Source organism: Kordia sp. E, from assembly GCF_056033805.1.
In genome coordinates, this window is the sequence record NZ_JBRASR010000003.1 from 1436333 (window position 1) to 1457834 (window position 21502).

The 21502-nt window shown below is 32.0% G+C and carries 15 protein-coding genes; 12 read left to right on the forward strand and 3 right to left on the reverse strand.

Annotation, left to right across the window (positions count from 1 at the left end; genetic code table 11):
* Positions 1 to 17: 17 nt before the first annotated feature.
* Together ACUUYC_RS19205 and ACUUYC_RS19210 are read right to left on the reverse strand one after the other, a co-directional pair.
* Positions 18 to 716, reverse strand: a complete 699-nt coding sequence (locus ACUUYC_RS19205; RefSeq protein WP_474268406.1) for a LytR/AlgR family response regulator transcription factor — start codon at positions 714 to 716, stop codon at positions 18 to 20.
* Between the two features lie 4 nt (positions 717 to 720).
* Complete coding sequence (locus ACUUYC_RS19210) at positions 721 to 2466, reverse strand: histidine kinase (protein WP_474268407.1); 1746 nt, start codon at positions 2464 to 2466, stop codon at positions 721 to 723.
* A 188-nt stretch (positions 2467 to 2654) separates the two neighbouring features.
* Here ACUUYC_RS19210 and ACUUYC_RS19215 point away from each other — a divergent pair, with 188 nt between their 5' ends.
* The 11 genes from ACUUYC_RS19215 to ACUUYC_RS19265 all read left to right on the forward strand — a co-directional run bounded on the left by ACUUYC_RS19215 (position 2655) and on the right by ACUUYC_RS19265 (position 16741).
* Entirely contained in the window at positions 2655 to 3584 is a 930-nt protein-coding gene (locus tag ACUUYC_RS19215; protein WP_474268409.1) for a TolB family protein, read from the forward strand.
* Positions 3585 to 3620: 36 nt separating this feature from the next.
* Positions 3621 to 5450, forward strand: coding sequence for a serine hydrolase (locus ACUUYC_RS19220; protein ID WP_474268410.1), 1830 nt, complete (start codon positions 3621 to 3623; stop codon positions 5448 to 5450).
* Positions 5451 to 5569: 119 nt separating this feature from the next.
* The gene (locus tag ACUUYC_RS19225; protein WP_474268412.1) at positions 5570 to 6463 is read left to right on the forward strand and encodes a TolB-like translocation protein; all 894 of its coding nucleotides are present in this window, start codon (positions 5570 to 5572) and stop codon (positions 6461 to 6463) included.
* A gap of 131 nt (positions 6464 to 6594) precedes the next feature.
* Positions 6595 to 6996, forward strand: a complete 402-nt coding sequence (locus ACUUYC_RS19230) for a MarR family winged helix-turn-helix transcriptional regulator (protein WP_474268413.1) — start codon at positions 6595 to 6597, stop codon at positions 6994 to 6996.
* A gap of 47 nt (positions 6997 to 7043) precedes the next feature.
* A complete protein-coding gene (locus ACUUYC_RS19235; RefSeq protein ID WP_474268415.1) occupies positions 7044 to 9371 on the forward strand; it encodes an efflux RND transporter permease subunit in 2328 nt (775 codons plus the stop codon).
* 2 nt (positions 9372 to 9373) lie between these two features.
* Entirely contained in the window at positions 9374 to 10177 is an 804-nt protein-coding gene (locus ACUUYC_RS19240) for an outer membrane lipoprotein-sorting protein (RefSeq protein ID WP_474268417.1), read from the forward strand.
* Positions 10167 to 11495 carry a DUF1302 family protein gene (locus tag ACUUYC_RS19245; RefSeq protein WP_474268419.1) on the forward strand — a complete coding sequence of 443 codons (1329 nt, stop codon included), beginning with the start codon at positions 10167 to 10169 and terminating at the stop codon, positions 11493 to 11495. Before ACUUYC_RS19240 ends, ACUUYC_RS19245 begins: the two co-directional genes overlap by 11 nt.
* 298 nt (positions 11496 to 11793) lie before the next feature.
* Entirely contained in the window at positions 11794 to 12888 is a 1095-nt protein-coding gene (locus ACUUYC_RS19250) for a sensor histidine kinase (protein WP_474268421.1), read from the forward strand.
* Positions 12869 to 13621, forward strand: a complete 753-nt coding sequence (locus ACUUYC_RS19255) for a LytR/AlgR family response regulator transcription factor (RefSeq protein ID WP_474268422.1) — start codon at positions 12869 to 12871, stop codon at positions 13619 to 13621. Before ACUUYC_RS19250 ends, ACUUYC_RS19255 begins: the two co-directional genes overlap by 20 nt.
* 107 nt (positions 13622 to 13728) lie before the next feature.
* Positions 13729 to 15018 (forward strand): M20 metallopeptidase family protein, encoded by a 1290-nt coding sequence (locus tag ACUUYC_RS19260; protein WP_474268424.1) that lies wholly within the window; start codon positions 13729 to 13731, stop codon positions 15016 to 15018.
* A 70-nt stretch (positions 15019 to 15088) separates the two neighbouring features.
* Positions 15089 to 16741 (forward strand): tetratricopeptide repeat protein, encoded by a 1653-nt coding sequence (locus ACUUYC_RS19265; protein WP_474268425.1) that lies wholly within the window; start codon positions 15089 to 15091, stop codon positions 16739 to 16741.
* Positions 16742 to 16814: 73 nt separating this feature from the next.
* Here the strand turns inward: ACUUYC_RS19265 and ACUUYC_RS19270 are convergent, their stop codons facing one another.
* Entirely contained in the window at positions 16815 to 20069 is a 3255-nt protein-coding gene (locus ACUUYC_RS19270; RefSeq protein ID WP_474268427.1) for a WD40/YVTN/BNR-like repeat-containing protein, read from the reverse strand.
* 202 nt (positions 20070 to 20271) lie between these two features.
* Between ACUUYC_RS19270 and ACUUYC_RS19275 the strand changes: the two genes are divergently transcribed.
* On the forward strand, positions 20272 to 21390 hold the full coding sequence (locus ACUUYC_RS19275) for an alpha/beta hydrolase-fold protein (RefSeq protein ID WP_474268429.1): 1119 nt from the start codon (positions 20272 to 20274) through the stop codon (positions 21388 to 21390).
* Positions 21391 to 21502: the final 112 nt, after the last annotated feature.

Here is a 21502-nt window from a genome sequence, read left to right on the forward strand (position 1 = left end):
ATCCATAAGCAAGCTACTTAAAACCACTTTGCTTTTATGTCTTTGTATTTGGTTCTTCCGATAGGAATACGTGTTCCATTTTTTAGATCGGCGATATATTTGCTTCCAGATTGCACACTAATTTCCTTGACTTCAGACATCTTTACTAAGTATGATTTATGAAAACGTTCAAAAGTAGGTGCTAATAATTGTGCTAGCTTTTCAAGTGATTTATCATGTAATTCTTTAGTATCATTAGCTAGAAAGATTTCAGAATACGTGCCAGCTCCTTTAATATAAAGTATTTCTTCAATAGGAATTAATTGTATTCGATGTCTTTTTTTTATAGCTAAAAACTTAATAGCACTCGTTTCTACCTTTTCGTTGGTGATAGCACGATGTAAAGCTTGTTCCAATCGTTCTCTATTAAACGGTTTAGGTACAAAATCTAAAACGCCATATTCAAAAGCAGTAATTGCTTGATCTTTGTAAGCAGAAATGACAATTGTATGAAACGACTTAGAAACCGCTGTAGTTAACAGGTCAAAACCATTACTGCCATTAAGATTCAAATCTAAGAGCACAAGGTCTAATGAGTTATTTTCAATGAATTTTAATGCTTCATGTAGTGTATTAATATACTTTAACGATTGTAATCTTTCTCCAAAAAAATCACGAGTCATTCGTTCAATTCTTTTGGCAATTCTAGATTCATCTTCAACAATTAAAATGTTCATCTTCTTACAAATATATTTTTATAGTGTTTTTCCAACCGTTATTTGTGGGTTCTGACGTAAAATCCCACTGTTCATGATAACTTTCTGTGAGTCGGGCCTTTATGTATTTTATTCCTGTACCATCTTCTTTACTAGTTGTAGCTTGACTTACAAGCGTTGCAAAGGTTAAAAATGTATAGCATTTATAATCACGATTTGTTTCAAAAACGAGTCTAAATTTTATGCTATTATCTTCTAACGGCAAGCTGTGTGTAATACCGTTTTCTAATAATGTGTGGAAAATCCCAGGTGGTATATTTTGTTCAACATCGATACCTTCTTCTTGCAAAGAGTAATTGATTTCTTGTCTATATTCCATAATTTCAAGATGTGTACGGCAAAGCGCTATTTCTTGAGTAATGGGAATCAATTTTTTATTTTCGATCTGATTCAAAAGATCAAATTCTTTAGCTAAAGCTTCTATAAACAAAACACCTTTTTTTGGGCTTTCTTCTATCCAATCTATTAAAGAAGTTAACGTGTTCATTATAAAATGAGGTTGAATGTTCTTTTTAAGTAATTCCAAACGCAAACGTGTAGATTGAACCAAAGAAGTCTCATATGCCAATCGTTGTTCTTTGATTCTAAGAGAAAGCAAATAAAACATACCCAAAAGAATCAAGCTAAAACCTACAAATAAGCTTTTGTCAAAAGGAGTGAAAAAACCAATAGATATAGAAAGTAGGAGTGACAATAGTACAAGGCGAGCGCCTTTGATATTTTTGTAAACTCCAAATAAAACGATTCCAAATGAAATTAGCCACATACTTAAAGTCATGTTATTAGGTTTCAATTCAAAAACATGTCTCGATAGGAAAAAATACAATAGAATGGCTGCAAAAATAGTCAATAGTACTTTTCGTTTTGGAAAAGGAAACTGCATAGAAAAGTAAAACGGAATCAAAAAAGAAATACTAAGCATTAGTGTACCTATGATTTTTAAGCGTATCACATGCAAACTGTAATGAATGGATATATAGACTTTACTGAATTCTGCCAATATCAGAGCAAAAAAAAGAAAGCAACAAATACTAAAAATTAATGTAGCATACTCCTTTTTATTCGTTAGAAAGAGAAAAAGAAAATAGAAGAAAGCAATAAGAAAAGCTCCTGCAAAGAGATGCATATATGAAGATTCAACGAGTCGATCTGTTTGTAGATCATTATAATCATCGATTTTCATATCTTCTATTCCTGTATGATCAGGAAAATAATAAAGACTTGATCGTAGCGCCAACTGATGTTCTCCTATCTCTGTTAAGTGTTTAGGAATACTAAAAGTGGCCCACATTTTACCTTTAGGTTCTAGTATTGCTTCTTGTCCAGGATTTCCGTTTTTCCCAATTAAAACGCCATCCCAAAAAACCTCATATTCTCCATAAACCTGTAGCATCAAACCGTATGGATGTAATGTTTCAGAGGTTTTTAGAATCTCAATTTTAGTCCTTGACCAAAAAACTTGACCATCAGGCACGAATGCTATGCGCTTTTTCCAGTGCTGATCATTCAAACCTTTCATTGCCCATTCTTGTTGATCTCCAATCTGAAATACGGTTTCATGTTTCTTAAAAACAGGTTTTTGAGAACAAGAAGTCACAAGTAACATCGTACATGCTAAAAAAAAATATAGTAAAGGTCTCAAGTTCATTTGAATGAAGATTACTGGCGCAATATACTCATTATAATCATCCTCTTGGAGTCGTTCATTCATACATAGAGCAGTTGACATAATATAACTTGGATAGATGAAAATCAAGAGCCAAGTTTGTAAAACGCAAAAACTTATTTAAATGTCTTTCAGTTATGCAAAAATTAGTCAAGTACATCGAACATAGTAATATTAGAAAGGAAATGCGGTTCTCAAAATTGCTGTTATTCGTATGCGTTATATCTCTGAGTATGGCATTTGCTCAAGAAAATAAGAAAGCTCATTCAGATTTCCCACGTTTAGAAAATCGCTATTTTGGACAAAAGCCACCTGGTTTAACACCTGAAGTATTTGCTCCAGGAATTATTTCAACAGAGCTTCATAATGAAGGTTCAATTACTTTCAGTCCTGATATGAGCGAACTGTTTTTCAACCGCAGAAAGCCAGAAGAGAGTCATAACATCTATACCATGAAATTAATAGATGGCAAATGGTCAAAACCGAAAGTAGCCTTTTTTTCTACCAACAAGGAATACCTAGATTTTCACCCTCGCTTTAGCCCAAATGGAGATCGACTATATTTTGGCAGCAGAAGACCGCTTAATGATGCTACCGAATCATCTGGTTTACATCAGTGGTATATTGAAAGAAATGAAAATGGATGGGGACAGCCTATTCCGTTGGGCAATCCATTTGTAAATAGATATATAATGTGTACGACGCCTTCCAAGAATGGCAATCTATATTTCACTTCTGGAAAAGGACCTGGTTCAGAGGATGAAGGTATTTATTATGCTATCAACGAGAATGGTCATTATAATACTATTAAAAGAATGGGCGATGAAATAAATTATTCTGGTAAGTGGATAGCTCATCCATTTATTGCACCAGACGAAAGCTACATTATCTACGATGCAGAAAGAACTTCAGAATATGAAAATGGTGATTTATACATCAGCTTCAATAAAAATGGTGTTTGGACTAAATCTTATAGTTTGGGACCCAAAATAAACACTAAAATTAGTGAAGGAGCAGCAACAGTCTCACCAGATGGGAAATATTTATTTTTTTCCAGAGGTCATGAAAAAACAAGGGAAGATGGAAGTACATATTGGACAGGAAACATGTATTGGGTGGATTTCATTCAGTTAAAAAAAGAGCTTTTAAAAAATAATAATTAACAAGTCATTCTCAAACATCTATAAATAATAAACAACATGAAAAACAGTATTTCAGTTCTATTAATCTTACTTCTTTTTCAATCATGTACAGAAAAACCAAAAACTGATACTAAAGTTGATTTAATTCAAAAAGTAGAAACAGGTCTTACAACTCGTGTGCACATAACTGGTGATTCAACATGGTCTATAGAAGAACGTATGAAACACTATGGCATTCCAGGTGTTAGTATTGCTGTTATACATAATGGTGAAATTGCCTGGGCAAAAGGTTATGGCGTAATGGATAAAGAAAGTAAAACTCCAGTAACGACACAAACACTTTTCCAAGCAGCGGCAACTAGTATGCCAGTAACGGCCTATGGTGCATTACGTTTAGTAGAACAAAATAAATTAGACTTAGACGAAAATGTAAACAGTTATCTAAAATCTTGGAAAATACCAGAAAATGAATTTACTGAAGAAAAGAAAGTAACCATAAGAAATTTGTTAAATCATTCTGCTGGAATACATCCTCGAGGAACAGGATCATATAGTATAGGTGAAAAAATTCCAACACTTGTAGAAATACTAAGCGGAACTTATCCAGCTACAAACGAGCCAGTCACTACAAATAAAGAGCCTGGAGAAAGTGTACGTTTTGCATATACTAGCTATGTGCCCATTCAACAAATGATGTTGGATGTTGATGGAAAAACATTCCCTGAGATTATGCATGAACTCGTGTTGCAACCCTTAGAAATGAACAACAGTACGTTTAACCAATCACTTACTACAGCCCAATTAACGAAGGCAGCAACAGGTTATTTGAAAGATGGTTCAATGGTAAAAGGTAGAAGAAATATCAACCCATCAATGGCTTCAAGTGGATTATGGACAACTGCAGAGGATTACGCTAAATTTATAACCAACGTACAGCAAACCTTAAAAGGTAATCGTACTAAAGGATTATCAAAAGATCTGACAGAATTAATGGGCACACCATATGGAGTGAGTAATTCTAATTGGTCATTTACATTGGGTTTAGGGTTTCAACTTATTAATATAAAAGATGAAATCTACTTAAGGCATCACGGTTGGAATACAGGTTTTTATGCTGAGATTATGGCTCATAGAGACAAAGGTTATGGTGTGGTTGTGATGACCAACTCTACGTTTCCTGCTTTTAATGCCGAAGTGATTCGCTCTGTAGCGCTGACGTATGATTGGGACAATTTTGTTCCAGTACATAAAAAAATAGAAATTGAACAATCTTTAACCAATGAAATTACTGGTAGATATATGGAAAACGGTAGCATTGTAGAAGTTTTTCAAAAGGACAATCAACTATTCTATAAAAATATCCTTGACCAAGAAGCAGAAGAACTCATCAAAATCTCAGATAGTAACTTTGTTAGAAGAAACTCCTCGAGAACTATTCAATTCAAACAAAATCTTGAAAATAAAGCACTCCATTTAGTTCATATAAATAGCAACACCAGAACACTAATTTCAACTTTTATAAAAACGCATGCTGATACAAAAGAACCAATAGAATTCCTTCTTGAAGGTGATTATGAAAAAGCATTGAATGCATATAAAATCAAAAAAGAACAAAACCCTGATTACCCAACAATTACTGAGGATTATTTAAATGACTTAGGATATGATTTTTTCCATGCGGATAGAATGAAATTATCACAAGATGTTTTTAAAGTAAATATCATGCTCTATCCAGATAGTTACAAAGTATATGATGGGTATGCTGAAGCCTGTGAGAAAGCAGGGGAAATTGATTTGGCTATTAAAAATTACTCCAAATCACTTGAATTAAATCCTCAAAATAATCGTACTAAACATAAGCTTGAGCAATTACAAAAAAGTAAATAAAAATATTATTAAGAGAATTAAATGAATACTAATAACGATAACAAAACTCTCCAAATGACCGCAGAGAGAGTTTTACCAGCTTTTATTAAGTAGTAACATATATTATATAAGTTTATACAATGAAAAAATCGTATTTTATTTTAATACTAGTATTCGGATTATTTTTTAATGGATGCGATACTAAAAAACAGCATTCAAAAGATCATAACTTACCAACTGTAGAAAATCTATACCTTGGGCAACAACCGCCAGGCTTAATACCTGAACCTTTTGCACCAGGTATGGTGACAACTGATGGTTGGGAAGTTAGTGGTGTTTTTACTCCAGATTTAAAAGAGTTCTATTTTATTAGACATAATGCGGATACTAAAAAACAAGAACTTGTTGTTTTTCAACATAAAAATAATCAATGGCAAGAGTCGATTGTATCACCTAGAAGAGGAACTCCTTTTATAGCTCCAGATGGAAAAACGATGCATTTGGGCAGACAATATAAAGAACGTACCAAAACTGGTGACTGGTCAGCGTTAAAGAAATTAGACTCATCTTTCCAAGAAATAGAAATTATGCGACTTACGACTTCTTCGAAAGGAATGTATGTTTTTGACGAAATAGGAATGCCTAACGGAGATGGCGTTATTCGGTATTCAAGGTTAATAGATGGAAAACGTGAGCAACCTAAAGTATTTGGCAAGCAGATTAATACTGGAAAAATGAACGCACATCCTTTTATAGCGCCAGATGAATCCTATTTAATTTGGGATGGTGAAAGAGAGAACGGATATGGAGATTCTGATATCTATATAAGTTTTAAACAGCAAGATGGTTCATGGGGAGAAGCTATTAATATGGGAGATAAAATAAATACTCCAGGTTGGGAAGCAGTTGCATACGTAACACCAGATGGAAAATACCTTTTTTTCAATAGAAATATGATTCCCGGTAATTATGATAATGTAGATATATTCTGGGTAGATGCTAAGATTATTGAAACACTAAGACCTGAAAAATAACTTATTAAAATATTGATTAACAGTACTTAGAAAATGTTTTTTTAAACAGCTAAAGTGGAGTGAAGCCTATTAACTATACATGAAAACATTACATATGTTGCATATACAACAATTATTCTTATATTTGCATCATGAAGTATGAATTTCAAGATTGTATAGGTTCTAGATTAAGGCAATTATCACGTATTGTGGATAATGTGTTTAGAAGCTATATTTCAGATTTTGATATAACAGAAAATCAAATGACCATTTTATTTGCTATAAGTAAGCTAGGTAATGTTGAACAAGGTACCATTGGGCAAGTATTATCATTAGAAAGATCTACAGTAAGTAGGAATATTAAAATATTGGCCAAGAAAGGATACATTGATAGAAGTTCTAACTACAGACCAACGGTATCACTTTCTAAAGAAGGAATTTTATTAGTCGAAAATTTAGTTCCAGTTTGGGAAACAATAATGAATGAATTAACTCTTAAACTTGGAGATTCGGGAATAGAAAATTTAAAAAAATTAGAAGGAAAATTAAAATAATATTTTTTTAATCACAATGTTGTATATACAACATAATAATTTATAACATGAAACAAAATAGAGTAGAAGCATTTTTTAAAAATGTAACCAGTAATTATAGAATCATCTTAATACTATGTGGAATCCTATTTGTAGGTTCAGTCCTTTTTATTCCAAAGCTGACAAAAGATACACGTTATGATGCTTTTCTTCCAGCAAAAGATTCAGTACTTATAAAACGAGATTTACTAAAGGAAACTTTCGGACTTAAAGACCCTATGGTTATAGCAATTGTAAATGAAAAAGGAGTTTTCAATAAAAATTCATTAAAAATTGTTCATGAAATAAGTGAAAAATTAAAATCTGTCCCGGGTATTGATCCAGATCAAATTACAAGCCTAGCAACAGAAAACAATATTGTTGGTACAGATTCAGGAATTAAAGTTGAACCATTTTACGAATTGGAAGAATTGACCGAAGCGAAAGCTATAGAAGTATCTAAAAGCATTGACGATTTTGAGTTATATCAAGGAAGCCTAGTTTCTAATGATAAAACGACAACCTTGATTGTTGCTGAAATGCTGGATAGTTATGAGATGAAACAGCACGAAGTCTATAATAGTCTTTATGAGATGATTTCTAGTTTAAATGAAAAAGACCATAAATTCTATTTAGCAGGTGAAGGAGCAGTAAGTGGTTATTTAATTAAATATATTGATGAAGATGCCATGCGAACAAACCCATTTGCTGGTTTAATTATAGCGTTGATATTAATTTTTGCATATCGAACGGTAAGAGGTGTTTTACTTCCAAATTTAATGGTTTTGGCTTCCGTTGGCATAGCACTAGGATTAATGGCTGCATTTGGAGTTGACTTTTTTGTCATCACAAACGGTTTGCCAGTAGTTCTTATTGCAATAGCTGTAGCTGACGGTATTCACATTCTTGGTGAATATTATGAATTGGCAGTGAAGCATCCAAATCATACTCAAAAAGAATTGGTGGTTGAAACAATGGTAAAAATGTGGCGACCTATAGCAATCACTTCATTCACAACAATTTCTGGTTTCTTATCGATTGCATTATCTTCTTATATGCCGCCAATGATTTATTTTGGAATATTTGGTGCATTAGGCGTTTTAGTAGCATTACTCTATGCTTTATTTATGATCCCTTCTGCAATGATGCTTCTAAAACCTCAAAAAAGCCGTGTCTTTAAGTCAATAGATAAAGTCGATAAGTTTAGTGATTTAATGTTACAACTAGGCAAATTAGTTGTAAAACGACCTAAAACAATTCTCATTACTGGAGTGCTTATTATCATATTAGGAATTACTGGAGCTTTAAAATTATTAGTAAATGAAGATCGTGTTAAAAACTTTCAAGAAGATGAACCTATAGTACTTGCCGATAAGTTAATTAATGATAAAACTGATGGAACTTCATATTTGGATGTACTTATTGAAACACCACAGAATGAAGATTTATTCAAAATAGAACATCTTCACAAAATAGAAGCTCTTCAAAACTATGTAGAATCGATTCCTTATGTAAAAGGAAGTACATCAATTGTTGATTTTATTAAAAAAATGAATCAATCAATGCACGAAAACCAAGAAGAATTTTATAAAATCCCTAACAATAATCAATTGGTTGCACAATACTTTTTATTGTATTCAGCAAGTGGTGATCCAACAGATTTTGACAATTATGTAGACTACGATTATAAGTTAGCCAATGTTAGATTTCGAATGAATTCTGGTGAATATATCAATGAAAAAGAAGTTATTAAAAATGCACAAGAATATATAAACTCACATTTTAACTCTTCTGAAATAAAAGCAACATTAAGTGGTAAGGTAGCCATAGATACACATTGGATTGGTAAACTTGGTGTAAATCACTTTGTAGGAGCAATAATAGCACTATTGGTAGTATTATTTGTATCAGCTATTAGTTTCAAGTCTATAACGGCCGGTATTTTGACGGTTATTCCTGTTACCATTTCAGTATTATTCATATACACAGTTATGGGAGTTATGAATATTTGGTTAGCTGTAGGAACTTCTATGTTTGCAGCCATTGCTATTGGAGTTGGAGTAGATTTTGCCGTTCATACCATAGATAGACTCAAATACTTTTTAAATGAAAAAAACTTACCAATAAAAGAAGCTTATTCAGAATTCTATAAATCATCAGGAAGAGCATTACTATTCAATTTTTTAGCATTAGCACTTGGTTTTAGTGTTCTAATGACTAGTTCTGTTCCTCCATTAAATCAGTTTGGTTTTTTAGTAGCCATTGCCGTAATCGTAAGCTTTTTAGGAAGTATGACTCTTTTACCAGCAATTATTCTCCTTACCAAGCCCAAATTTTTCATTAACAAAAAACAATAATCATGAAAACAATCATATCAGTTTTAGTATTCATTTTAACTATGAATTCATCCTCAATTTTTGCACAACAAGCACTTATAGATGGACAACTTATTGCAGAAAAAACTCATGAACGAAACGAAGGAATTTCATTAAAAAGAAACCTTATCATGGAATTAAAAGATAAAAGAGGAAAAATACGTACTCGAAAGACAATAGCATTGCGAAAGTATTTTGGGAAAGAAAAACGACTTGTCATTTTTTATGAAACACCATCAAGTGTAAAAGGCACAGCATTTCTAACGTTTGATTACCCAGAATCTTCTAGAGATGATGATCAATGGCTTTATCTTCCAGCATTGCGAAAAACACGACGTATATCTGCTGCCAATAGAGGAGATTATTTTTTAGGAACTGATCTTACATACGAAGACATTAAACTCGAAACTAAAATAAGTAAAGAAGATTACAACTATACAACAATAGGCATTGAAAAGATTGACAATCATGATTGCTATATTATAGAAGCCATACCAAAAAATGAGGCTACAAAAAAAGAATTAGGATATAGTAAAGTGAAATTCTGGGTTGATTCTAAATTATGGATGATGCGTAAATCAGAATCTTGGGATGTAGCTGGAAATTTCCTTAAAACTGTAAAAATTTCAGACATCCAAAAGGTTCAAAATATTTGGACAATCAACCATATTTTAGTCGTAAATCATAAAACAAAGCATGAAACGATTTTCAAATTTGAAAACAATGATTACCAAACGGAATTAAGTGATGATTATTTTACAGAAGAAACATTGGTCAATGGATTATAAAGTCAGTGTCATTTCAAAGCACAATATAATAAGCCTTCTTATGGTGTTTACTGCCGGATTATTACTTGCACAGAACAAGACTAAATTAGAAGGAACTTTAGTTGTCGTTTCTGAAGCATCGTATGAATTTAAGAATGAAACAATTCAAAAAACAGAATTAATTTTAAAGCCAGAATTAGTTTTAAAACTTAAAAATCGTTCAAAATTTGTACTAAAAGGCCAAGTATATTCTGAATTTCAAGACAATTTAGAAAAGGGAAAACCAATAGAACAAATGGTATCTGATTTTAGTAAAAGACTTTTCTTAGAAAACCGCACAAATCTTGAACTAAGAGAATTGTATTACTATGCAAATTTTAAAAAATTAAAACTTACCATAGGAAAACAACAAATTGTTTGGGGAGAAACCGATGGTTTAAAATTATTAGATGTTGTGAATCCTCAAAATTTTAGAGAGTTTGTATTAGATGATTTTGAAGATAGTAGAATACCACTTTGGTCATTAAAAGCAGATTTCAAAATAAACGATTATAGCGTTCAATTGATATGGATACCAGACAATACATATCATATCACTCAAGATTTTAGCGCGCCATTTTTTACACAAAGCATTTTTAAAAATCCTCCAGAAGGAATAGCAATGCAGCTAAATGAATCAAACAAACCGAATACGTTTTTTAAAGATTCTGATATTGGTTTTAAAATATCAGGATTTAAGAAAGGTTGGGATTTCTCTCTGAATTACCTTTACTATTATGATGATTTACCTGTATTTTATAGTAACTTCAATAATCAAACGACAACTATAGAAGTTTTTCCAACTTATGAACGACAGCATTTAATAGGAGGAACCTTTAATAAAGTATTTGGCTCTACAACTTTTAGAGGAGAACTTGTATATATTTTTAATCAAAATTTCGCATCAAATAACAATATAAATCAAGGAATTGAACAAAGTGATTTCTATAAATCGGCTTTTGGGTTAGATTATATAAAAGGTGAATATATAGTGAGTGTTCAACTGTTTAATGAATGGATAACAGAAAATATTTCACCTTACAATCGTGATGTGTTTGAAACAAATGGTTCGTTATTAATTTCAAAAGAATTGATGAATGATAACGTAAAAGCTGAGATTCTATGGGTACATAGTTTTAATCATGCTGATGGCTATATAACGCCGCAATTGAGTTATTGGCTTACAACAAATACACAATTGCTATTAAATTCTCATGTTTTCTATGGTGGAGAAAATCAGTTGTTTGGACAATTTAGAAATAGGAGCAGAGTTTCTTTTGGTTTTAAATGGAGTCTATAATCAAAAAGGTTAGTTTATAGAAAAACTACAGATTAATCAAGAAAATGAAATAGAAGAATTTTAGAATTATGAATATAACACTATTTCAAATAAATAGAATTCATCTGGAGTGATCATTCAAAAATAAGATACAATGATGTTTTAGAGGTTTTTATTTTATGTAATCGCATATTTAATTATTAAAATAAATAAACGAAAACATACAAGTTTCTCACATTTTTTGATTGCACGGTATTCAAATAATCCCGTTATTAGCATTAAACAAAACAAGTAAAACCATTAATAAGTCTATAAATTCATGCCACTATTCAACAAGCAGAAACGCATACAATATTTAGGATTTAATGATATCTGGTTTTCTATCATTGGCATTCTTATCATAAGTACTATTGCAAACTATTTATTTAATAATCTATCAGAAAGAGAATCTATAGACCTAATATTTATAGGTTGGTTTGCTGCATTAATTAACGTAATCTGCTATTGGATCATCATACGATCTATTTTGATTTTTTTACGAAAAAAATATCCCAATTTTAAAGATGATATAAGACGAATTATTTTACTTCTTATTGTAATTATTAGTGTAATACTAGTTGTTGATTCTACAATGGGTTTTTTACTTGCAAAATTCTTTACCCTTTTAGGATACAATTCCTCACACATGGTGATATTGAAGGTTCTTATACCTATTATTATCACCGTTATTATGATCATGGCAATATATGAAGCAATTTACTATAATGTAAGACTTAAAAAATCTATCAGAGAAGAGGAGCAGACCAAACAAGTCATGATTCAGGCGCAATTAGATACCTTACGAAATCAGGCGCAACCACACTTTTTATTCAATAGCTTAAATACCTTACGAGATATTATCGATCAAGATCCTAAAGAGCATGCAAAGGACTTTGTTGATAATCTATCTAATGTGTACCGTTTTATATTAGAATCTGGAAATACAAATTTAACTTCCATCGAAAAGGAGCTGAAATTTACGAAAGCTTATGTTTATATTCAGTCTGAACGATTTGGAGACAATCTGCAAATGAACTGGGATATTCCGGAGGATAAATTAACAGCTATGATTGTGCCTATGAGTTTACAGCTATTAATAGAAAATGCTATAAAACACAATATAGTTTCTAGAGCAGAACCATTACTAATCACGGTAACAATTAAAGATGATTTTTTAGTCGTTCACAACAAAATTCAAGCAAAATCAACAAAAGTATATTCTACAAAAATTGGACTAAAAAATATTGAACAACGATATAAATTAATTTCTAATAAACTCCCAGAAATTACAAATGATGGAGATCAATTTACGGTTTCTTTACCCTTATTAAAACTATCTGATCAAAAGAAAAACTATGCAAATACTAATCATTGAAGATGAACCACGCGCAGCGAGTCAATTACAAAAATTATTAGCTAAAAGTGCTTTTAATTTTCAATTATTAGACATTATTGACACTGTGAAAGCTGCTGTAGTATGGTTTAAAGAAAATACTATTCCAGATTTAGTTTTTATGGATATTCAATTAGCAGATGGATTGAGCTTTGAAATATTTCAAAAAATAGAAGTTGTAGCACCTATAATATTTACAACAGCTTTTGATGAGTATGCAATTCAAGCATTTAAAGTAAACAGTGTAGATTATTTATTAAAACCTATTCAACAAGACGAGTTAACTACTGCCTTAAACAAATTTAAAAAAACGAATACTTCTAATACTTTAGAACCTGCAATTTTAAAAGAACTTCTTGCAAGTATGCAAGCACCAGAAAAACGTGCTGGAATATTAGTAAAAGAGGGAAGTGGCTTTGTTCAAATAAAAGTCTCAGACTTATTATATATATATTCTCAAGATAGTATGACTTTTGGGATCACTCAGAACAAACGATACATTATTGATGAAACAATTGATCAATTATTTGGTTCATTAGATGATACTACCTTTTATAGAATAAATAGAGGTCAGATAGTTTCGAAAACTTCAATTCAAAAAATAGAACCTTATTTCAATCATCGTGTGAAGTTATCTGTTTCTAATCCAAGAGATCAAGAGTTTATTGTAAGTAGAAAAAAGGTCAATGACTTTAAGGAATGGATGAACAAATAGTATTCCTGTGATATTTCAAATATCAAATACGATACTTCAACAAAAAGCACTATATCTAACGGCATAATAAGGCAATATTTGTGATATAATAATAAACAAATTATATCATGAAATTAAAACCGATACTATTACTACTTCTACTTATCACTACAGGAATCCTTTGTGCACAGTCTAATAAAGACACGAATAACTATCAAAAAATAGTAAATCAAACGGATAAAATTTATGAAGATTTAGTTCATGTAAGACGCGATTTACATCAGCATCCAGAGCTTTCTAAGCACGAAAAAAGAACTTCTAAAATAGTTGCGGAATATTTAAGAGAATTAGGTTTAGAAGTAAAAACCAATATAGGAGGAAATGGAGTTGTAGGAATTCTAAAAGGTGGAAAAAAAGGCAAAAATATTGCTTGGAGAGCAGATATGGATGCCATAAAAACGGATGATCCTGATGTCGTTGATTTCAAATCTAAAAATGAAGGTGTGCGACATATTTGCGGTCATGATGTGCATACAACAATAGCGTTAGGAATTGCTAATGTTTTATCGCAACAAAAAGAAAACCTAGAAGGAACTGTTTATTTTATTTTTCAGCCAGCAGAAGAAACCTTTACGGGCGCAAAAGATATGATTGCAGATGGTCTTTTCGACATGATTCAGCCAGATGAAATTTATGGGCTACATATTGGACCAGAAGCATCAGGAGGAATAAATGTAAAGTCTAATGAGTTATTTGCGTATCAAAAAACACTTACGATAAAATTTAAGCCTAGCGCCAATGAAAAAGAGTTAGAAAATTTTATGAATACTGTATTAAAAGGGTATGTCCGTACAATTGAACAAAAAGGTTCTCCTTGGGATATTATACATAAAATTTCAGATCCTAAAATTGGATTAACAAACAAAGAGACAATTTTTAAAGATTACTTTATTCTACAAGGAGGACGACTTAACACAGATAAAGGTGTTAGCTTTTACAATGCTAGTTTTCTTGAAACTGATTTAAAAAAAGTGAATAGCTTACCGCTTAAAATAAAAAAACAAATCCTAGATTCTAAATTTAAAGATGCTTTTATCTCCATAGAATACACAAAGGATTATTCGGGAACTCCTGTAAATGATCCTGAACTCACAAAAATTGCAACACAAACAATTTCTAGTTTTTATAACAAAGAAATGATAACACCATTGTACGGACAAGCACCTTATTTTGGAGAAGACTTTAAATTCTATCAACAAAAAGTACCAGGCGTATTCTTTTTCTTAGGAGGATCTAATGCTGAAAAAGGTATCAAGTCTATGCCACACACACCAAACTTTGCTGTAGATGAAACAACCATAAAATATGGCGTACAATCTTTTGCAACGCTAATCTTTGAGCGAGCTAACAGTAAATAAACCAATTAATTTTAATTCATCAATCTAATCAAAAACCCTGAAATAAATTCAGATCAAATAACAACACATCATGAAAAAAACATTATTTATATTATTAAGCCTATTCTTGTTTTTACAAGTATCAGCACAAGAAACTATAAGTGTTTCTCAATGGCAAGAAGACCTACGATTTTTACAAAAAACGATACATAAAGGCTATTCATTTCTTTTCGTAAAAACAACAAAGCAAGATTTTGATACTGAAGTAGAAGCATTATACAATAACATTCCAAACTTACAAGAACACGAAATCCGAGTGGGATTGGCACGCATTGTATCCTCATTTAAATATGGTCATACACAAATTCCGCATAGCACAATAAGCAAACGTGGAATTTTACCAATAAATCTGTATCAGTTTAAGGACGGAATTTATATTGAAGGTGTTCAAAAAGATCACAAAAAGGCTTTAGGTGCAAAAGTCTTGAAGATAGAGAATACGCCTATAGACAAAGCGTTAGCGTTAATTCATCCTGTAGTTCCTGTAGAAAACGAGCAATACTTTAAAGCCTATGGTTTACGATTTTTAGGATCGCCAGAAATATTACATGCACAACGTGTTATCCCAGAATTATCAGAGAATGTTACGCTTACGTTAGAAAAGGATGGAAAGGTATTTACGCATGTATTTAATACGATCAATATAAAAGATAAACCAAAAGTCTTCAATTTTACATTACCGACAGCAGAATGGCTCACGGCAAGAAATACCGACACTACACCTTTGTATTTAAAACATTTTAAAGATAAACTGTTCTATTTTGAATATTTAGAAGACAAAAAAACACTTTATGTTAGACAAAGCTCTGTTTTTAATGATACAAACGAAACATTGAAACAGTTTTACAAGCGACTTTTTGAATTTATTGACACACACACTATAGAAAAATTAGTTTATGATGTCCGTTTAAATGGTGGTGGAAACAATTATAACAATCTTCCATTGATAAAAGGTTTAATGGCAAGACCAAACATTAATAGAAAAGGGAACTTTTATTTTATTATTGGTAGAGAAACGTTTTCTGCATGTCAAAATTTAACAAATGAAATTACTAGATATACAGAGGCAATTTTGGTAGGCGAACCGACTTCAGAAAATGTCAATTTTTACGGAGATACGCGACCTGTAAAATTGCCAAATAGCAAAATTACAGCATACTTATCATATTTATGGTGGCAAGACATGCCAGCTTTAGAAAATGGAGATTGGACAGCGCCTAGCATTCCAGTGACCATGAGTTTTGAAGAATATATAAATAATAAAGATACTGTATTAGAAGCTGCATTATCCTTTAATGCAGAAGGATTTGAGCCAAATCCAATACAGTATATCGTAGAATTATATACAACTGGGCAAGCACAAAAAATGGCAACAGAACTTCCTAAAATGGTACAAGATCCTCGTTATGCTTTTTGTGATTTTGAAACAGAATTAAACAAACTAGGAAACATTTTATTGCAAACTGGGCAAACGGAACAATTACAAGCTTCAACTCAAATATTTTCAATGATTTTACAGCTTTTTCCTAATTCAGCTATGACTTATAAAAATTTAAGTTTAGCGTATTTAAAATTAGGTGATACCCAAAAAGCGAAAGAACTACTAAATAAGACTATTTCATTAGATTCTGATAGTGATATTGGTAAAGCTGCCAAAGAAATGCTTAAAACGATTAAGAATTAATCAATACCACATAAAAAAAGCCGCGTAATGCGGCTTTTTTTTATATTATAAACATTCTTAGAGAATGTTTGATTTAATCATCAATATATGGAGCGCCAGAAGCTTTTAACATGGCTTCAAATTTATCCATGGAACTCTCTATTGATTTCAATTCATTTTCAGCTTTAGTAAGCATCGTTTTAACAATCTTCATTTGTTTTTTGTTGGTCTCAGTTGGTCCATAAGTAGATCGCTCTAAACTTAAATAAATAGTAAACATCTTATCTCCAACAGATGGAGGATTTTTTTCACCAATTTCTGATTTAGCCTGATTGCCATAGTAATCGGATTTTAAAGTATTGATTTGATCTCTTATTGCTTTTAATTCTTTTAACGCATCTTCTGTATTTGCTGTACTATTCATCAATGCTTTGTGTAATGCTATCATCTTTTTCTCAGCTTTAATTATAGACATGTCAATTTTAAATGATATACGTGATGCTTCCTCAAAACTACGCCAAAAAGCAGATGTAACTTCCATTGATGCTCCTTTTAAAGTGTTTTTATAAAGTGGCTTTACATTAAAGTTTACAGGAGAATCAAGTTGTTTTGTAGTACCGTTATTCAACAAATACATTGTTACACTATATTTTCCAGGTGGTGCTAACAATCCTTTAGGTCCTTCATTAGCATTTGAAATTTTCGTTTCACCTAATACTATTGGATTTGGACTAGGATATCGCAAATCCCAAGCAGTTCTGTTAATTCCAGATGTAGCTTCTTTAAAAATATTTCGTATCACTTCACCAGCTTGATTCTTAATCACAAAAATCAATAGAGGCTTTCGCTCTAGCTTTTCACCTTCTAATGCTTTCCATCCAGGAAAAGGAATATTCTGGTTTTTAAGGTTCTTTTCTCTTGTTTTACGCAACTCTTTTTGCAATTCAGGAGCTTCTTTGAGATAATAGGTAAATACAGCTCCAAAATCTGGATTGGGAGCTACAAAATGCGAATCACCTTGGCTACCTTTATTGGCTTCAAAACTTAGCTGAGATCGCTGTACGTACCACCAGGCATCACGTACCGGAAATAACTTTGCTTCAGCATTTAAATTTTCTTGAGAAGCTTCTCTTAAAGCAGTATAGTCGTCGAGTATATAAAACCCACGACCAAAAGACGCTGCTACCAAATCGTTTTCACGTTTTTGTATGGCTAAATCTCTAAAAGAAATTGTTGGTACATTTCCTTTTAAAGCCGTCCATTGTTTTCCACCATTAACAGAAAAGAACAACCCAAATTCCGTACCTATAAATAACAGGTTAGGAGAGACATGATCTTGTACTAATCGCCAAACCAAATGATTATCTGGTATAGATTTAGTTAAAGAAACCCAAGACTTCCCTTTATTAGTACTCTTATACAAATAAGGTTTAAAATCACCATACTTGTGATTATCTAAAGCTACATAAACAGTGTTGGTATCATGTAAATCTGCTTTTATATCATTAACAAATGCCGTTGATGGAACTCCAGGTAGTTGGCTTACTTTAATTTGTCGCCAATTGGCACCACCATTTTCAGTAATATTAATTAAACCATCGTCGGTTCCTACATAGAGAAGGCCTTCTTGTTTAGGAGATTCAGAAAGCGATGTTATTGTATTGTAATTTGACATGGCATATACATCCCAAGCATTGTCCCATGATTGTTGCTTGCCCATAATAGGTAATGTAATACGTTCTTCATTTTTAGTTAAATCTTCAGATATTGCTGTCCATGAGTCACCTCGATTTTCAGATTTCCAAACACGTTGTGATGCAAAGTAAATAGTGGATGGCTTGTGTGGGCTCACAAGTATAGGTGCATCCCAATTAAAACGTTGTATCGCATCACCTACATCTGGTTGCGGTTGTATATCGATAGCTTCACCTGTTTTCATATCTAAACGCGATAATGTACCTTCTTGACGTTCTGCATACACAATATTTGGGTTTCCTGGTTCCGTAGCTGGTTGATGGCCATCCCAATTAAGAATTACACGCCAATCACTATTTTGTATACCATGAAGATTATCGGTACGTGATGGTCCACCTTCTGTACTATTGTCTTGTGTACCACCATAGATATTATAAAAAGGCTCCGCATCATCTACAGCTAATTTGTAAAACTGAGTCACTGGTAAATTTTCAATATATTTCCAAGAGTTTGTTAAATCAAAAGACTCGTATAAACCACCATCAGTTCCAACAAGTAAATAATTAGGATCCTGCTTTTTAAATGCTATTGCATGATTATCACCATGCTTGTTTTTTCTATTCATTCTGTAGAAAGTTTTTCCGCCATCTTCAGAAATCTGCATGGTATTATCCATAAGATATAAGCGATCTTTTTGGTGTGGTGATGCATATAATTCTTGATAGTAATGTGGCCCAGTTCCGCCAGTAATAGTATTAGATTGTTTAGACCAAGAATTTCCACCATCATCAGAACGGTAAACAGCACCTTTTCTGCGATCTAACTCAATGGCTGCATATAACACATTTGAATTATGTGGTGAAATTGCTAAACCTGTTTTACCCATTGATGATTTAGGCAAGCCATTCGTAAGTTTTTCCCAAGTATCGCCACCATCATCACTACGATATAAAGCAGTACCAGGACCATTACCTATATACGCTGCAACTGTTCTATGTCGCTGCCAAGTGGCTGCATACATACGATCTGGATTTGTAGGGTCATAAACTAACTCTGTAACACCTGTCCATGCATTATCTCCAAGAGTTTTTTTCCAAGTTTTTCCACCATCTATTGTTTTGTATAAACCACGTTGACCTCCTTTATTCCAAAGTGGACCTTGCGCAGTTACCCAAACGATATTACTGTTTTCTGGATGAACAATAACACGAGAAATATGTTGTGTCTCTTTTAACCCCATATTAGTCCATGTTTGTCCTCCATTATCACTACGATAAACACCATCACCAAAGCCAACATGACGTCCGCCAACATCTTCACCTGTACCTACCCAAATAGTTTCTGGTCGGTTTGGGTCTATAGAAACAGTTCCGATAGAATAGGAAGTTTGTTTATCAAATATAGGTGTCCAAGTTGTACCAGAATTTACAGTTTTCCATACGCCACCAGAGCCTACGGCAACATACCATATGTTTTCATTATCCGGATGAATAGCAATATCTGCTATACGGCCGCTCATAAAGGCAGGACCAATACTTCGGAGTTTAAGATTATTAAAAGGGTTTTCTTTAGCGTTTTTCTCCTGAGCTGAAGTTGTAAAAGTTACTAGGAACGTTAGCATAAATGTGCAAAAAATGCGGAAAAGTATTTTCATTTTTTTGTGGTTGATTAGTCAGTTATAAAGTTAACCAAAATCTAATTAATAGCTAAATGAAGCAAGTATCTGTACCTTAATTGGATAGTAATCTGGTGAATACTATCGAAAACTTTCATTTATGTTAAAGTAATTGTAAAATAACTCAAATGTGAATTATAGCTTAACTATATGTTTAAATTTGAGTTTGACTCTTATACAAATGATGAAACATACTATTTTACTCTTGACTTTAATTAGTACTCTTTACTCTTATTCTCAAACAGAAGAATCTAAGGTTACCATAGGAACGAATTATACGATTAAGTCAACAATCTTAGATCAAGATAGAGAAATACAAGTTTATTTACCAGATAGTTATAGCACTTCCAAAAAAGAATATCCTGTATTGTATATTTTAGACGGACAGTGGTTTTTTACAAATGGTGTTGCCATTCAAAAATCATTGAGAACACCAGGTGCAATTCCGGAAATGATTGTCGTTGGAATAAAAAACCAAAATCCATTAAGGAGAACATTGTTTGATGAACGAAAAAAGTTTACCTCATTTTTAAAAGATGAACTAATTAAATATATAGACACTAAATTTAGAACGACTAACGAACGTATTATTTACGGATGGGAAGCTGCTGCATATTATGTAAGTGAACTTATTTTAGAAGAAGATGATTTATTTCAAGGAGCTATTATAACAGATGGAGGTTGGGCTTCTGAAAATAGTATTAAAAGCTTTACGTCAAATAAAGACATTTACTTGTATATAGCAAACTCAAAAAAAGATATTTACTACATCGCTTCTACAGAAGAATTTAATGATAAATTAAAGAAACACAATCCTAAAAATTTGATTTGGAAATATGAATTGTTCAATGATGAAGTGCATGAAACAATGCCTCATTTAGCTATGTATAAAGGGATAAAGTACTATTATCATAATTACGATTCATTAGTGTTTGAAAGTATTGAAGCCTATAAAAATGCAGGTGGAATTCCATATTTAAAATCCTTTTTTAAAGAAAGAGCAAAACGTTTTGGAGGTGATAGTAAAATTGATGATAGCACGAAAAACTCATTAATATGGTTGGCTTGGAGACGTGATAATTTTAAATATTTTAGCTTCTTTATGGAAGAGTTTAAGGATGTTTTAAAAACTAGAAGGTATCAAAGCGCTTATTGGCAGAACAGGTTAGGACAGTTTTATTTAAAACATAAAGATTATAAAAATGCTATTACCTTTTTTGAGAATGGACTAAAAAAGTATCCAAACTCACAATTTGATAAGGAAATAAAAGAAGGATTGGAAAAAGCTAAATCTAACTAAAATCAAAACATAATTACGGTATATCAACAATTCTACTAAATATATTGGTATTTGCTATTTTACTTGCATAATACAATGACATGCGGAGCATTGCATGCGAATAAATACTTTC

What these genes read in the sequence shown, in the direction of transcription:
- ACUUYC_RS19250 (WP_474268421.1), top strand. Translation starts at nt 11,794, where the DNA reads ATGCCACTATTCAACAAGCAGAAACGCATACAATATTTAGGATTTAAT.
- ACUUYC_RS19210 (WP_474268407.1), bottom strand. Translation starts at nt 2,466, where the DNA reads ATGAATGAACGACTCCAAGAGGATGATTATAATGAGTATATTGCGCCA.
- ACUUYC_RS19265 (WP_474268425.1), top strand. Translation starts at nt 15,089, where the DNA reads ATGAAAAAAACATTATTTATATTATTAAGCCTATTCTTGTTTTTACAA.
- ACUUYC_RS19255 (WP_474268422.1), top strand. Translation starts at nt 12,869, where the DNA reads ATGCAAATACTAATCATTGAAGATGAACCACGCGCAGCGAGTCAATTA.
- ACUUYC_RS19220 (WP_474268410.1), top strand. Translation starts at nt 3,621, where the DNA reads ATGAAAAACAGTATTTCAGTTCTATTAATCTTACTTCTTTTTCAATCA.
- ACUUYC_RS19225 (WP_474268412.1), top strand. Translation starts at nt 5,570, where the DNA reads ATGAAAAAATCGTATTTTATTTTAATACTAGTATTCGGATTATTTTTT.
- ACUUYC_RS19245 (WP_474268419.1), top strand. Translation starts at nt 10,167, where the DNA reads ATGGATTATAAAGTCAGTGTCATTTCAAAGCACAATATAATAAGCCTT.
- ACUUYC_RS19205 (WP_474268406.1), bottom strand. Translation starts at nt 716, where the DNA reads ATGAACATTTTAATTGTTGAAGATGAATCTAGAATTGCCAAAAGAATT.
- ACUUYC_RS19215 (WP_474268409.1), top strand. Translation starts at nt 2,655, where the DNA reads ATGGCATTTGCTCAAGAAAATAAGAAAGCTCATTCAGATTTCCCACGT.
- ACUUYC_RS19235 (WP_474268415.1), top strand. Translation starts at nt 7,044, where the DNA reads ATGAAACAAAATAGAGTAGAAGCATTTTTTAAAAATGTAACCAGTAAT.
- ACUUYC_RS19275 (WP_474268429.1), top strand. Translation starts at nt 20,272, where the DNA reads ATGATGAAACATACTATTTTACTCTTGACTTTAATTAGTACTCTTTAC.
- ACUUYC_RS19230 (WP_474268413.1), top strand. Translation starts at nt 6,595, where the DNA reads ATGAAGTATGAATTTCAAGATTGTATAGGTTCTAGATTAAGGCAATTA.
- ACUUYC_RS19240 (WP_474268417.1), top strand. Translation starts at nt 9,374, where the DNA reads ATGAAAACAATCATATCAGTTTTAGTATTCATTTTAACTATGAATTCA.
- ACUUYC_RS19260 (WP_474268424.1), top strand. Translation starts at nt 13,729, where the DNA reads ATGAAATTAAAACCGATACTATTACTACTTCTACTTATCACTACAGGA.
- ACUUYC_RS19270 (WP_474268427.1), bottom strand. Translation starts at nt 20,069, where the DNA reads ATGAAAATACTTTTCCGCATTTTTTGCACATTTATGCTAACGTTCCTA.